Raw genomic sequence first — 14047 nt, 5'->3', positions numbered from 1 at the left:
GCCGCGGTCCACGGGGCAGGCCCTACCGCACGCCGGACAGACCCGCGGCCGCGGCGGAGGTCGCCGTGGTGTGGGCCAGGTGCGCGGTGCGGGTGGCGACGTCGACCGTGTAGACGTCCACGGTCATGGCCCGCTCGGAGACCTTGAGGATCATGAAGCCCACGTCGGAGAAGTTCTGCCAGGCGGCGGGGTGGTCGAAATGGGCCCTGCCGTCACCGGACTTGGCCGCCGCCCCGCAGACGATCTGGCGGGTGCCGGCCGTGCGGGTCGTGGGCTCAAGGACCTGGAGCGTGTGGTCGTGCCCGGACAGGATCAGATCGGCCCGGCCGCACACCACCTGCTCGTACAGCTCCTTGAGGTGGATGCCGCTCGTGTAGTTGCCGATGACGAAGCCGTCGTACGAACCGGCGCTGCCGTGCTTGCCGTTGTTGAGGTACGGGTGGTGGCCGAGCACCACCTTCCAGCGGGCCCGCGACGCGGCGAGCGCGGAGTCGAGCCACTGCCGCTGGGCGCGCATGTACGGGCCGTCCCACTTGTAGTGGGGGTCCATCTGGGCGACGGTCGATGCGACGGGGTTGGTGTCGAGGGCGAAGAACTCCACCACCGGGTCGCCCCGGCCCTCGGAGGTCGGCAGGGTGACGTTGTAGTAGCGGCTCGGCATGTACCAGCGGGGTGAGGAGGCCGCGTAGGAGACCTCGCGGTCGCCGCGCGAGGGGTCGCCGCCGCTGCCCGGGATCAGGCCCGAGCAGTCGTGGTTGCCGAGCACCATCATCCAGGGGACGTCGATGCCGGTGTTGGGCGTCTCGAACTTGTCCCGGAACTCGGAGTCGTGGTCGGACTCGGGCCCGTTCTCGTAGATGTTGTCGCCCAGACCGACGGCCACCGAGACGCCCTCGTCACGGCAGACCCGCCGGGCGGCCTCGGTCACGGCCAGCTGCTCCTCGCCACCGGTGCCGGAGTCTCCGGTCACCAGGACGGCGAACTCCCCGTTCCTGTTCGGCCCGTCGGGGAAGGGGAACTTCGCGACGCCCTCCGCCGCCGTGGCCTGTCGCCCGCCGAACGGCAGCACGGCGAGCGCGGCTCCGGCGGCGGCACCGCCGAGCAGCGTACGGCGGTGCAGCGTGAGGGCCCCCGGCCCCCACTTCTCGGCAAGGTCCCGGGCGAGCGGCGCGTCGGCCCGCAGCCACTGCTTCTCGGTCAAGTCCGCCCGGGGTGGTATCAGTTCGTCATCGCACATCAGAGCGTTCTCTCATATCGGGGCGGACAGCGGAAGACGATCAGGCGAACTGCGGGTAACAGTGTCCGGCTTCGGGGCTTTGGCACCGCCCCGAGCCCTCCCGGCCAACGTCAGCACGCCGCGCCCCTGCGCCGTATCGCCACCGGTGTGGAGCTCACCAGCAGGTCGCCTTCCCGGTCATTCCGCTGTCCCGAGGGGCAGCTCGGGCGGCGGAATGGTACGAATCGTGACCAGAAGGAGCGTGGTCACCGTGTCCCGGAACCGCCGCCTGATCCTCAGCTCGCCGTCCGAGGTCTGGAGTCTGCTGTCCGACGGCCGTCGGTACGGGGAGTGGGTGACAGGAACCCAGGAGGTCCTCGCCGCGGACCCGCACTGGCCGGAGGTGGGCGCCCGCCTGCGCGTCCGGGTCGGTGTGGGTCCGCTGGCCTTCGAGGACACCTGCGTCGTCCGCATCTGCGAGCCTCAGCGCCGCCTGGAACTGGAGGCCAAGGCCGAGCCCTTCGGGGCGGCCCGCATCGCCATGCAGCTGATCCCCTGGGCCGAGCACACCCTCTTCGTCCTCGAATGGCACCCGCTCCGGGGTCCCGGCACACGGATGCACGGGCTTCCCGTCGACTACGTGGTCGCGGTGCGCAACGGAATGATGCTGACGAAACTGGCTCGGATCGCGGTGCGCGAGCACGGCGAGAGCGCTTGATGCCAGTTTCAACTTATAGCTGGTGGGGGCCCTTGCGGCAAGGCCCTGGTCATGACGCAGAATCATCGGCCTGGGCCGGAACCGGCCTGAATGAGATTTGCTGGATGGGGCTTTGATGATTGATGTGATCGTGGTCGGGGGCGGACCGACCGGCTTGATGCTGGCCTGTGAGCTGCGGTTGCACGACGTGCACGTGGTCGTACTGGAGAAGCTGGACAAGCAGACCGAGCAGTCCCGCGGGCAGGGCCTGCACGCGCGCAGCGTGGAGGTGATGGACCAGCGCGGTCTGCTCGACCGGTTCCTCGCGGTCAGCGAGAAGTTCCAGGTCGGTGGCCTCTTCGGCGGTATCGCGAAGCCGTGGCCGGACCGTCTCGACACGGCTCACCCGTTTGGCGTCGCCACCCCGCAGCCGGAGACCGAGCGGCTGCTCAACCAGCGTGCGCTCGAACTCGGCGTCGAGATGCGGCGCGGCTGCGCAGTGGTCGGGGTGACCCAGTCCGAGGACGACGGGGACGACGCCGGGGTGAGCGTCGAGCTCGCGGACGGCACACGGCTGCGCTCGCGCTACCTCGTCGGAGCCGACGGCGGTCGCAGCACGGTGCGCAAGCTGATCGGCGTCGACTTCCCCGGCGAAGCGGCCACGGTCGAGACGCTGCTCGCCGAAATGGAGGTGACCGCGGACCCGGCGACGATCGCCGCCGCCGTCAAGGAAGTCAACAAGACCCAGCTGCGGTTCGGCATCACCCCTCCCGAGAACGGTCTGTCCCGCATTGTCGTGCCCGCCGACGGGGTGGCCGAGGACCGCGCGACCGAGCCGACCATCGAGGACTTCAAGAAGCAGCTGAGGGCGTTCGCGGGCACCGACTTCGGCGTGCACTCACCGCGCTGGATGTCCCGGTTCGGCGATGCCACCCGGCAGGCCGAGCGCTATCGGGTCGGCCGGGTGTTCCTGGCCGGCGACTCGGCGCACATCCACCCGCCGACCGGCGGGCAGGGGCTCAACCTCGGCGTGCAGGACGCGTTCAACCTCGGCTGGAAGCTGGCCGCCGCGGTCAACGGCTGGGCCCCGGAAGGGCTGTTGGACAGCTATGAGACCGAACGGCACCCGGTGGCCGCCCGGGTCATCGACAACACCCGCGCGCAGATCACGCTGCTCGGGACCGAGCCGGGTCCGACCGCGCTGCGGGAGCTGTTCGCGAAGCTGATGGACTTCGAGGAGGTGAACCGGTACGTGACCGGGATGATCACCGCGGTCGACGTCCGCTACGACTTCGGCGAGGGCCATGACCTGCTGGGCGGGCGGCTGCGGGACGTGGAACTGAAGCGGGGCCGGCTGTACGCGCAGCTGCACGAGGGCCGCGGGCTGCTGCTCGACCAGACCGGCCGCCTTTCGGTGGAGGGCTGGGCGGACCGGGTCGACCACATCGTCGACGTGAGCGAGGAACTGGACGTGCCCGCGGTGCTGCTGCGGCCGGACGGGCACGTGGCATGGGTCGGCGAGGACCAGCAGGACCTGCTCGCCCATCTGCCGAAGTGGTTCGGAGTCGCCGCGGGCTGATACCGGCACGAACGAGGCGGGTCCTCGACCACGATGGTGGTCGAGGACCGGTTCCCGGTCTCCGGAAGGCGCTCAGGTGGCCACGGCCGGGGGCTCCAGCACGAAGACGGGGATCACGCGGCCGGCCTTCTCCTGGTACTCGGCGTACGTCGGATACGCGGCGACCGCGCGCTCCCACCACTCGGCCTTCTCGTCCCCGGTGATCTCACGGGCCGTCATGTCCTGGCGTACGGAGCCGTCCTGGAGCTCCACGTGCGGGTCGGACTTGAGGTTGAAGTACCAGACCGGGTGACGCGGGAAGCCGCCCTTCGAGGCCACGGCCGCGTACCGCCCCTCATGCTCCACGCGCATCAGCGGGATCTTGCGGATCTTGCCGGTCTTCGCGCCGCGCGTCGTGAGAATCACGACGGGCAGGCCCGTGTCCCAGAGCGTCGCCCCCTGCGCGCCGTCCGAACTCTCGTACAACTCGACCTGGTCGCGGATCCATTGCGCCGGACTCGGCACGTACTCGCCTTCAAGAGGCATCGCCTTCACCCTGTCATCGCGTACGGACTGTGTCGCTCAGTCCAGCACAAGCGCCGCGCGGAGTCATCATCGCCGTACCCGTGGCCAGGGTCGAGAAAGGCGGGCGCTACAAGTCGGCGGCGGGCGGCGGGTCGAGCATCGGTACGAGGAACTGCCGGGCCACCGCCCGTACTTGCTCCTCGTCGTCGAGGTCGACGACATGGCTCGGGATGACCAGGAAGGACGCCGAGACCCGGACCATCATCTCGGCCACGACGTCCACGTCCACGTCGCGGGAGACCTTGCCCGCCCGCTGCTCGCGGCGCAGCCGGCCCGCGACGAACTGCTGCACGACGGCCAGGGTGCGGCCCCCGTCGCTGGTCATGGACGGCACGACGGCGTCCGGTTCCACGTCCATCAGGCCGCCGATGAGGGGATTGCGGCGGATCGCCTGCAGTGAGCTCACGAAGCCGAGGACCACGCGGTCGGCGACGGTCTCCGCGCCCTGGACGTCGACGATGAACTGGTCGAAGTACCGCCGGAATTCACGCCGTACGACCTGTTCGACCAGCGCGTCCTTGGTGGCGAACCGGCGGTAGACGGTGATCCGGGAGACCCCCGCGCGGCGCGCCACATCCTCCATCGTGGACCGCCGGATGCCCATGCGGCGGAACTGCTCGAAGGCGGCGTCGAGCACGCGCGTGGTGACCTCGTCGTTCTCGTCGATCCGCTCGGCCGCCTCGGTGAACGCGCGGTCCAGTACGGAATCCGAGTCCTGGGGCGTGGCAAGGAAGGGAAATGCAGGTCGTTCCACGGTCGCCTTTCTGGGGGCGCGTTCCTCAACTCCCCTTGAATGGAAGGCGAGTTGCAGAAGTCGGGTCCGGAGTCTGGTGCTCCGATCCGGGTTGTGCTTCTCTCGATGAAACGCCGATGAAACGCAGCAACGCAATCTGTATCAGAGTATCAGTCAGCGCTGAGGCGACTCAAGGAGGAGTTCCGGGCCATGGATGAACTCAGCAGGCGCAAGATGCTGCTCACGGGCGGAGCCCTCGGCGCGGTCGGTGCGCTCGGCGTGGCGTCGCCGGCGAGCGCGCGGTCCGTCTGGTCCTGGGCGGCGAGCGGCTCGGTGGCGGGGTCGGGCGCGGGCACCGACCCCCAGTGGGTGTGGGACGAGGAGGCCGACCGGCTCCTTGGCGCCGTCCTCGACCGGGGCGACGTACCCAAGGTCAACGAGCTGCTGCGGACCTGGACCCGCAATGACCAGCCACTCCCGGCCGGACTGCCCCCGGATCTGCGGCAGTTCATGGAGAGGGCGCGCCAACTGCCCTCCTGGGCCGACCGCAAGAAGCTCGAGACCGCCGCGCGGTTCAACGAGGCCCGGGGGCTCTACCTCAACATCCTCAACGGCATAGGCGGCGGCATGCTGAGCACCGCCATCCCCCGCGAGGCGCGCGCCGTGTACTACTCCAAGGGCGGCGCCGACATGGAGGACCGGGTCGCCAAGACCAGCAAGCTGGGCTTCGCCGTGGGGGCTCTCGACGCGTACCGGCCCGACGGCACCTGCGTCGTGGAAGCGGTCAAGACGCGGATGGTGCACGCCGCGGTACGCAACCTGCTGCCGAAGTCCCCGAGTTGGTCCGACACCAGCGGCGGCCAGAAGATCCCGATCAGCCTCGCGGACATGCTGGTCACCTGGCACACCCTGCCCACCTACGCGATGCGCAAGATGCGCGAGTGGAAGGTCCCGATCACCTCCGCCGAGTCCGACGCCCATCTGCACGTGTGGCAGGTGACCGCGCACATGCTCGGGATCCGCGACGAGTACATCCCCGCGAGCTGGGAGGCGGCCGAGGCCCAGTCGAAGCAGCTCCTCGACCCCGTCCTCGGCCCCACGCGCGAAGGCGTCGAGCTGACCGACATCCTGCTGGGCCAGCTCGCCGAGCAGACCAGTCCCGGCAGCGTCGACCGCCCGCTCGTCAACGCCTTCGCCCGGTACCTCGTGGGCGACAGGATCGCCGACTGGGACGGCATCCCCCGCGAGCCGTTCTGGGAATCGGCGGTCAAGACCGCATGGCCGCCGCTGGTGGCGTTCCGCGAGGGGCTGATCAAGCTGCCCCTGGTGCCGAAGATCGCCTGGACGATCGACGAAGCGGCCCGCAAGTACATCCTGTTCTACCTCTCCAAGGGACGCGCGATCCACCTCGACATCCCCGACGCCAACCGGCCCGCCTGACCCCCGGATTCAAGGAGGAGTTCCGAGCATGGATGAACTCAGCAGGCGCAAGATGCTGCTCACAGGCGGAGCCCTCGGCGCGGTCGGTGCGCTCGGCGTGGCGTCGCCGGCGAGCGCGCGGTCCGTCTGGTCCTGGGCGGCGAGCGGCTCGGTGGCGGGGTCGGGCGCGGGCACCGACCCTCAGTGGGTGTGGGACGAGGAGGCCGACCAGATCCTTGGTGCCGTGCTCGACCGGGGCGACGTACCCAAGGTCAACGAGCTGCTGCGGACCTGGACCCGCAATGACCAGCCACTCCCGGCCGGACTGCCCCCGGATCTGCGGCAGTTCATGGACAAGGCCCGCCAACTGCCCTCCTGGGCCGACCGGAAGAAGCTCGACACCGCCGCGCGGTTCAGCACGACGAAAGGGATCTACGTCGGTGCGCTGTACGGGCTCGGCAGTGGTCTGATGAGCACCGCCATCCCCAGGGAGGCGCGCGCCGTCTACTACTCCAAGGGCGGCGCGGACATGAAGGACCGCATCGCCAAGACCGCGAAGCTCGGGTACGACATCGGGGACCTGGACGCCTATCAGCCCCAGGGTTCCATGATCGTGACCGCGGTGCGGACCCGGCTCGTGCACGCGGCGGTGCGCAACCTGCTGCCGAAGTCCCCGGGTTGGTCCCAGACCAGCGAAGGACAGAAGATCCCCATCAGCCAGGCGGACCTGATGGTCACCTGGCACAGCCTGGCCACCCTTGTCATGCGCAAGCTGCTTGAGTGGAAGGTTCCGGTCTCCCGCGCGGAGTCCGAGGCCTATCTGCACGTGTGGCAGCTGACCGCGCACATGCTCGGCGTCCGCGACGAGTACATCCCGGCGAGCTGGGAGGCGGCCGAGGCCCAGTCCAAGCAGCTCCTCGACCCCGTGCTCGCCCGCTCGGACGAGGGCGTCAAGCTGACCGAGATGCTCCTCGACATCGTCGCCGAGCTCGACGCCGGTGTGTCACGGCCCCTGGTCAGCGCGTTCTCGCGGTACACGCTCGGCGACCGGATCGGCGACCTGATCGGTCTGTCCGATGAGCCGTTCTGGCAGCCGCTGATCTCGAAGTCCTGGCCGCTCCTGGTGGCCTTCCGGGAAAAGCTGATCCCGTTGCCCCTGGTCCCGGAGGCGGCCTGGGCCATGGAGGAAGCCCTCCGCAAGTTCGTCCTGCTCTTCCTGTCGGAGGGCAGGCCCATCCACCTGGAGATCCCTGACGCGAACCGATCGCGCTGATGGAGCCGGAGCCGGAGCCGGAGCCGGAGTCAGTGTCGCAGTCCGGTACCTCCGGGATCGGGCGGCGCCGCTTCCTCGGATACGTGATCGCCGCGCCGACCCTGGTGACCGCTGCCCAACTCGGGCCCGCGCCCGGAGCCGTGGCCGGGATTCCGTCACCTGAGGTCACCGGGCTCGTCGACCTAGTCGACCTCAACGACGTGATGACCGCGGCCGCCCTGCCGACCTCGAACCTGATCACCGTCGAGGTCGGCAGGGACGGCACCGTGTCGTTCGCACTGCCGCGGGCCGAGGTCGGCCAGGGCATCACGACGTCGACGGCCATGCTGATCGCCGAGGAGATGGACGTGCCGCTCGACCGGGTACGGGTCACGCTGGCCGACGCACGGCCAGAGCTGGTCTTCAACCAGCTCACCGGCGCGTCGAACACGACCATCTCGACCTACACCCCGATCCGGGTCGCCGCGGCCGTCGCCCGCGGCCGGCTGCTGCGAGCCGCGGCCGTCGAACTCGGCACGGCGGTCCGCGACCTCACCCTGAGGGCCGGAGTGATCACCGGCGGCGCGGGCGGAAAGAGCATCGGCATCGGAGCGCTCTCCGAGAAGGCCGCGAGCAGCGAGCCACAGCGGGTGTCCGTGGAGCTCAAGGAGCGCCACGAGTTCACCGTCATCGGTACGCCACAGAACCGCGTCGACGCGCTCGCCGCGGTCACCGGGCGCAAGAAGTTCGCGATGGACCTCGACGTACCGGACGCCAGGCCGACGATGGTGTGCCGTCCGCCGACCATCAACGGCAAGGTCCGCTCGGTGGCCAACCTTGCAGAGGTCCGGGCCATGCCCGGTGTCACCGATGTCGCGGCGGTCTCCACCGGTGTCGCGGTGCGCGCGGACACCTTCGGCCAGTGCATCGACGCCGTACGCGCCCTGCGTGTGTCGTGGAAGCCGGGCAGCGCGGAAGGCAAGTCCGACGAGACGGTGCTCAAGGAGCTGCGAGCCGCCGAACTGCCGCTCGGGCTTCCCCCGGTGACACCGTCCGTGGAGGCCACCTTCACCTTCCACTTCCGCAGCAACAGCGCGCTGGAGCCCAACTGCGCGATAGCCGACGTGCGTTCGGACCGCGCCGAGATCTGGTCGGGCCTGAAGGCGCCGATCGTCGCCAAGCAGGCCATCGCCGCCCGGCTCGGCCTGCCGCAGAGCGCGGTCACCGTCCACGTCACCGAGGGCGGCGGCTCCTTCGGGCGGAAACTCTTCTTCGACGCCGCGCTGGAAGCCGCCGAGATCTCCAAGGAGTTCGGCAAGCCCGTCAAGCTCATGTGGCACCGCGCCGACGACGCCCGCCAAGGGCGCACCCACCCGATGGCCATCTCACGCGTACGCGCCGCCTACCTCGGCAAGACGGTGCTCAGCTACCGGCAGCGGCACACCAGCGTCGCCACGGACCTCGGGCACGGCCTCGGCGAGGTCTTCACCGCTCTGGCCGCGAAGCTGCCCGTGGGCGACATCGGCTTCTCCGAGACGTTCTTCCAGCTCTCCCAGTCGATGCCCTACGACTTCGGCGCCAACAGCCGGCTCCTCAGCGAGACCGACAAGGGCTTCAACACCGGCAGCATGCGCAATGTCTACTCGCCCGACGTCACCTGCGCCCGGGAGCTCGTCGTCGACCGGCTCGCCGCGAGGATGGGCAAGGACCCCTTCGAGTTCCGCCGCGACCTCCTGCGCGACGACCGTGCCCGGGCGGCGCTCGACAAGGCCGCCGAGGTGGGGAAGTGGGGCCGGGCGATGCCGGACGGCACCGCGCAGGGCATTGCCCTGCACTCCGAATACCACTCCGTCAACGCGGTGTTGGTGGAGATCGACTGCCGGCCCGAGACCGTCGACCGCCCCATCCGCGACGGCGTGACAGGCCCCCGCGTCACCAAGGCCGTCATCGCCGTGGACGTCGGGCTCGCCGTCAACCCACGGGGCCTGGAAGCCCAGATGATGGGCTGCCTCATGGACGGCATCGCCCAGACCCTGACCTCAAGCCTGCACCTGCGCGACGGCTACTTCCTCGAAGCGAGCTGGGACAACTACTTCTACACCCGGCAGTGGAACACACCACCCGGGCTGGAGATCATCGTCATGCCGACCACCACCGGGAAGCCGGGCGGGGCAGGGGAGTTGGGCGTCGCCGCGTCGATGGCGGCGGTCGCCTGCGCCTACGGCCGGGCGACCGGCACCCTGCCGACCAGCTTCCCCATCAACCACGGCACGCTCTCCTTCGAGCCCAAACCGACCGTCCCGCCGATCCCCCAGTCCCCGTCCGACGGCCGGAACCACGCCCGCTGAAACATCCGCCGAAGCAAGACCGAACCGAAACAAGACCGAACCGAAACAAGACCGAACCGAAGCAAGGAGATCCCGTGGGGGAGCACATCTTCCGCCTCAACGGCGAGCAGGTCACCGTCGACGTCGCCGACGACGTACGACTGCTGTGGGTGCTGCGCGACATCCTCGGCGTGACCGGCCCGAAGTACGGCTGCGGCATCAACGTCTGCAAGGCCTGCACCAGCCACCTCAACGGCAAGGCCGCCAACCCCTGCGCGATCCCCGTGAAAGATCTGCGGCCGACCGACGAGATCACCACCATCGAAGGGCTCCCGGCCACGGTGGGCGCGGACCTGCACCCGATGCAACAGGCCTGGCTCGACCAGGACGTGGCCCAGTGCGGTTACTGCCAGCCCGGCCAGATCATGGCAGCGGTCGCCCTGGTCAGACGTGTCGCAGAGGAGGGCCGCCAGATCACCGACGCCGACCTCGACGGCATCCGCAACATCTGCCGCTGCGGCACGTACGTCCGCATCCGCGACGCGGTCAAGGCCGGCGCCGAGAGCATGTGAGGGCCAGTCGCCGGCGACGCTCGACCCGGTTGACAGTAATTCCTGTCGTGAACGCCTCCCGACAGTTAAAGTTGTCGTATGGATGAAGCGGCAGAGATCCCGACCCCCGACAAGAACGACGAGAACTTCTGGGCCACCGTCATGACTCTGATGGAGCCCGCCTGGAGCGAGCCCGCCGAGGACGACACGTTCACCATGGACGACCAGGTCCTCGACGCGGTCCGCGCGCTTGCCGTACGGATTTCGACGCGTGCGCTGGCCTATCGCACCGCCGGCAAGCACTTCGACCCCGCGCTCATGGCCTCGCCCGATGTGCAACTGGCGCTGCTGCGGGCGCTGTACGAAGCAAAGCAGTCCGTCGACCGGCTTGCGGAGAGTGCCGCCACCGTCGCCGGCCGCAGCGGAGCGAACTATGCCCAGCTGGGCGCGGCCTGGGGTGGCATCAAACGCCAGTCCGCCCGCCTCAAGTGGCCCCACGCCGTGGTCAAGAAGTCCGCCGGCGGGTCCATCCCGCTCCGCTACGCGGGCGGTTCCGCCGTGGTTCACCACGACCCGGACGTCGACGCCTGGTGGTACAGCGCCACCGCCGCGGACCAGCGGGAAGAGGAGTCCGAGGCCGTTCACGGCACCTACGCCGAGGCCATCGCGGCGGCGACCGAGTTCCTGCTGTCGCACGCCTTGCCTGCCGGGCAAGGGCCCGCGTGACGACCTGAACGGTCGTCCCGGAGCTTTCCCGTGCGTACGGGGCCCTTGCTTCCCCGCTATCTGACGACTAGTCATATAGCTAATCGGAACAAGGGCCCCGCCGTTGCGGCGCTCAACTCCCTGGAGGGCAAGTGAAGTTCTCCGTCATCTTCGGTGAGTGTCAATGGGTTCCCTCCTGAGCTGCGTAGTCCTGGATCAAGGAGGCGTTGCTGGGAGTGGAGTGGGAGTTGATCTCGGCTGGAAGATGCGAGACCGCCATTACCTACTGCCCCAGAGCGGGTTGGTGCCGGTCAGGTGAGTGATGCAGGTCGTCGAAGTTGGACGCTGCGGCACGCTCTTGTCGAGCACCGGATGCGGAGTCGAGCTGTCTGTCCCACCAAATGACGACCCTAGGGCGCAGGACTGCGACGAGCCCTGTCGGCGCAAACTGATGGAGCCCCTTGTGTGCGAGTGATGCGGCGACGCCCGACTCATGGCTGTTTACGTTTGCCGTAGGAGCGGAATTCAGCCATCGAGGCCAACTGTCGCCCCGTGCGAGCTCCTGCACCATGCGGCTCCGCGGTACTCATGCGCTCGCGGCCCGGTCTCGAAGCGCCGCCGATGACCACGTCGTTCTCTGTCACGTGGTGGTCGACTGGCCGCGCCGCTATCTGTGGAGCGCGCGGACGGACGGCCGCACGGTCCTGTGCGTCCTCACTGACGACGCCAAGTTCGACATCCCGCTCCTCGAAAAGGCACTGCGGATGCCGGTCGCGTTCGTCGGCGCCATGGACTCGCGCCGCACCCACGAGGACCGCAACTGGCGCCTGCGCGAAGTCGGCGTCACCGAGGAGGAACTGGCACGCCTGCGGTCACCGATCGGACGCGACATCGGCGCCCGGACGCCCGAGGCGACGGCTGTGTCCATCGCGGCCGAGAACGTGGCGACACGCCGCGGCGGCATGGGCGTACCCTGACTGGCTCGGGTACGCCCATCCACCACGACGGGAATGAGGGAGAGGGCGGGCGCACGTGGCGGCGTGACCGCCTCCGGCTCAGGACCGGTAGTCGATCGTGTTGTGGTACAGGCAGCCGAGCTGAGTCGCGCCGACGTCGTACCCGTCCGCCGCGCGCTGGGCCCAGTACTGGCCGAAGGTGTCTGAGACGTGGTCGAGGAAGGTGTTCCACAACGGGCCGGCAGGGTTCTCGGAGCAGCTGTCGCCGGACTCGTTGGCACCGTCCGCCAGGTCGATCATCGCGCCGGTGACGCGGCCCTCGACGGTGTCACCGTTGTCCCAGCCGGTCGTGCCCCAGGTCGGACCCTCCAGGTCTAGGGTGCTGCCGTCGGCCCAGCGCATGGTGGGGTCCTTCAGTACCGTGGCGCCGAACCAGGTGGCGAAGCCCTCGCTCCAGGCGCAGCCCTTGGAGCTGGCGCGGCGGACGTAGTGCGGGCTGCAGTTGGACGTGGGCGGATAGTCGTCCTCGTACACGTCGTCCATGAGGGCGTGGCCGAGCTCGTGGAGGACGATCATCGGGGCGTCGGGGTCCGCTGCGGTGAGGGAGACGGCGTTGTCTTGGCGTGAATAGTAAGCGCCTTCGGTGGAGTCGGGCGCCCAGTTGACCTGTGCGCGGCGGCAGTTGGTGTCCCGCGCGTCCCAGCAGGTGCCGGGCCGCCAGTTCCAGGCGGCGTTCACGGTGTCGAATGCCTCGATCCCGCGCATCAGGGCCTCGTCGGCCGGCCGGAGGGCGCCGAAGTCGGCCGTGGTGCCGCTGCCGACCTCGGAACGGACCGAGGTAGTGAAGCGGTACGAATTTCCGGTCTCACCGTTCCGTACGATCCAGCGCGAGTTCTCGGTGGCCAACTGGACGTACACGTCTTGGCCGCCGCCCTCCCCGTCGGCGTTGTCGAAGCAGAAGCGGTAGCGCCCGTCGGATCCGGTCAGGACGCTGCCGAGCAGGTCGTGCTCGCTGTCGGTGTCCTTGTCATACACCTTCACCTGTGAGTTGGGGGCGACCCTGGCCGCCCCGGTGTGGTCGGTGTAGCCCCAGCCGCCGGTCACGCACGCGGTCCCGGCAGTCACGGAAGCCGTCGATGCGGTGGGCGTCTGCCCGGCGGGCTTGTGGGTGAGGTGGGAGTGGGCCCGCGTCCTCGATCTGGTCTCGGTGGCCGTCGGGTTGTCGTCCTTCACCGCGATGCCCGGGGAGGAGTGCCGGTCGCCGACGGTGAGGAAGACGCTGCCGGTGTCCCCGCCGTCGCCCGAGGTCGTCGTCGCGGCCGCGCGGATCTCGGCCGAGCCGGGGCTGACGGCCTTGACCGTGCCGCTGAGCCGCCACGGCTGCCGGCTGCCGGTGTGACCCCGGCCTTCGGCGTGGTGCAGTCGGCCACGGTGGACGGGCACGGCGGAGTCGGTCGTCCGCGATACCAGCCCCTTTGGGGCGTCCACCCAGACCAGACCAGCGGGGAGTTCGACGTCGAGGCGCACGTCCGAACGCTGCGCCGTGGTCCGCACCTCGATGTCCAGCCGGGCCCGGGCGCCTACGGCCGGCGCCTTGGACAGCCGCAGGGCCACGTCCAGGCAGCTGCTCCGCTCGTCCGTCCGGTCGGCCGTCGTGTTGCCGAACGGGGTGCAGGGGGCACTGCGGGGGGCGTCGGGTATCGCGTCGGCAGGGGTGGTGAGTGTGAGCAGCGCCCCGACCGCAGCGGTACTCACAGCGAACTGACGAAAATGCATGGGCGTCCTTCGGGCCAATGAACTCGGGGTTGAGAGCAGAGTTTTAGCCGGGGACGGAACCTCGTGATGGCGGATCTGCGCCAGTGGCATGATCCGGCAGCAGGCGGGAGCGGGCGGCGGTCGTCCTCGCCTCATCGGGTCATCGGGCGCCAGGCGTTGATCTGGAGCGACGTTGGGGGGGGGGGGGGCGCGGGGGCCGGGGGCGGGGGCCGCGGGCGGCGCGCGCAGTCGCTCCCCCGCCCCCCGCCCCACCCCCCAACCCCGCTAAGCCA

Annotated in this window: 11 protein-coding genes and 1 pseudogene; 8 read left to right on the top strand and 4 right to left on the bottom strand. The window is 69.5% G+C overall.

Going from position 1 to position 14047, the window contains the following annotated elements:
• Positions 1-22: 22 nt before the first annotated feature.
• Complete coding sequence (locus ACFWY6_RS05485) at positions 23-1201, bottom strand: metallophosphoesterase (RefSeq protein ID WP_384686644.1); 1179 nt, start codon at positions 1199-1201, stop codon at positions 23-25.
• Positions 1202-1487: 286 nt separating this feature from the next.
• Here ACFWY6_RS05485 and ACFWY6_RS05480 point away from each other — a divergent pair, with 286 nt between their 5' ends.
• On the top strand, positions 1488-1934 hold the full coding sequence (locus tag ACFWY6_RS05480; RefSeq protein ID WP_384686728.1) for an SRPBCC family protein: 447 nt from the start codon (positions 1488-1490) through the stop codon (positions 1932-1934).
• A 115-nt stretch (positions 1935-2049) separates the two neighbouring features.
• Positions 2050-3492, top strand: coding sequence for a rifampin monooxygenase (gene rox / locus ACFWY6_RS05475; RefSeq protein WP_384686642.1), 1443 nt, complete (start codon positions 2050-2052; stop codon positions 3490-3492).
• A gap of 72 nt (positions 3493-3564) precedes the next feature.
• Here the strand turns inward: rox and ACFWY6_RS05470 are convergent, their stop codons facing one another.
• Positions 3565-4017, bottom strand: a complete 453-nt coding sequence (locus ACFWY6_RS05470; protein WP_384686640.1) for a nitroreductase family deazaflavin-dependent oxidoreductase — start codon at positions 4015-4017, stop codon at positions 3565-3567.
• 106 nt (positions 4018-4123) lie between these two features.
• Positions 4124-4810, bottom strand: a complete 687-nt coding sequence (locus ACFWY6_RS05465; RefSeq protein ID WP_384686638.1) for a TetR/AcrR family transcriptional regulator — start codon at positions 4808-4810, stop codon at positions 4124-4126.
• Positions 4811-4999: 189 nt separating this feature from the next.
• On the opposite strand from ACFWY6_RS05465, the gene ACFWY6_RS05460 reads away from it, so the two are divergent.
• From ACFWY6_RS05460 to ACFWY6_RS05435, 6 genes and pseudogenes are all read left to right on the top strand, one after another.
• Complete coding sequence (locus ACFWY6_RS05460) at positions 5000-6229, top strand: oxygenase MpaB family protein (RefSeq protein ID WP_384686636.1); 1230 nt, start codon at positions 5000-5002, stop codon at positions 6227-6229.
• Between the two features lie 28 nt (positions 6230-6257).
• Positions 6258-7481, top strand: a complete 1224-nt coding sequence (locus ACFWY6_RS05455; RefSeq protein ID WP_384686634.1) for an oxygenase MpaB family protein — start codon at positions 6258-6260, stop codon at positions 7479-7481.
• Between the two features lie 32 nt (positions 7482-7513).
• The gene (locus ACFWY6_RS05450) at positions 7514-9808 is read left to right on the top strand and encodes a molybdopterin cofactor-binding domain-containing protein (RefSeq protein WP_384686632.1); all 2295 of its coding nucleotides are present in this window, start codon (positions 7514-7516) and stop codon (positions 9806-9808) included.
• Positions 9809-9882: 74 nt separating this feature from the next.
• Positions 9883-10359: a (2Fe-2S)-binding protein gene (locus ACFWY6_RS05445; RefSeq protein WP_384686630.1), complete on the top strand. Its 477-nt coding sequence runs from the start codon at positions 9883-9885 to the stop codon at positions 10357-10359.
• A gap of 78 nt (positions 10360-10437) precedes the next feature.
• Complete coding sequence (locus ACFWY6_RS05440) at positions 10438-11064, top strand: hypothetical protein (RefSeq protein WP_384686628.1); 627 nt, start codon at positions 10438-10440, stop codon at positions 11062-11064.
• Between the two features lie 623 nt (positions 11065-11687).
• A pseudogene (locus ACFWY6_RS05435) lies at positions 11688-12052 on the top strand (XdhC family protein); the annotation flags it as partial.
• A gap of 46 nt (positions 12053-12098) precedes the next feature.
• Here ACFWY6_RS05435 and ACFWY6_RS05430 read toward each other — a convergent pair.
• On the bottom strand, positions 12099-13754 hold the full coding sequence (locus ACFWY6_RS05430) for a hypothetical protein (protein ID WP_384686626.1): 1656 nt from the start codon (positions 13752-13754) through the stop codon (positions 12099-12101).
• Between the last annotated feature and the right edge of the window lie 293 nt (positions 13755-14047).

The organism is Streptomyces sp. NPDC059037 (genome assembly GCF_042740015.1).
Classification (GTDB): Bacteria; Actinomycetota; Actinomycetes; order Streptomycetales; family Streptomycetaceae; genus Streptomyces.
This window is presented reverse-complemented; position numbering and strand designations above follow the sequence as displayed.